The sequence below is a fragment of the Oleiphilus sp. HI0125 genome (assembly GCF_001635355.1).
The window spans coordinates 1-563 of sequence record NZ_LWGF01001142.1 but is presented as its reverse complement, the minus strand read 5'-3'; the positions used below and the strand labels follow the sequence as shown (position 1 = coordinate 563).

General features: G+C 43.7%; 1 protein-coding gene and 1 pseudogene. Both read right to left on the bottom strand.

The features are described 5' to 3' along the window. Nucleotides 1-184, bottom strand: a pseudogene (locus A3762_RS26120) (alkylphosphonate utilization protein); the annotation flags it as partial. Nucleotides 185-318: 134 nt separating this feature from the next. Further along, nucleotides 319-563 (bottom strand): hypothetical protein (locus tag A3762_RS27840; protein WP_197469422.1); only part of this gene is annotated, 245 nt, incomplete at its 5' end.

The window sequence follows — 563 nt, the reverse complement described above, 5'->3', positions numbered from 1 at the left end:
CTTTCACGAGCGTCACTTTATCGCCTTCAACGAGGTCATTACCGACGGCATCTTTCAGAACAGGAACATCGTCCACTTGATTGGGGTCCCACTCTAAACCGCATTCAGGACAAATCAGTAAAGATCGATCCTGATATACGTATTCAGACTGGCAACTCGGACAGTTAGGTAGTGTCTCTGACATCGTTTTGCGCCTTAGCGAGTTCGTTACGGCGCGCATAATGCCATGATTCTTTTGAATTGTGTATCCGTTCTCAACTAGCCATATCGGCTGTTCTGTTGGGTGAACAGCACAGCTCTACTGCAAATGTCAGAAAGCTAAGAAATTAAGCCAGCTTCAAGCAATTCATGAATAAGCAGTTTCTTTTCTACTTCTTCTTTCTTGCTACTAGTTTCTACTAAGGCCATACGTTCCAAGAAAGGCTTTGCTTGTTCTGAGTGATCGCCATCAGTAAAGGCTTTGAAGAGTGTTTTAAACATTTTCATTTTGTCGCTCTGAAGCGCTTTTAGCTGCTTCAAACAGGCGCCAATTTGAAGTTCTTGCTCCGTAAAATCAGTCCCCA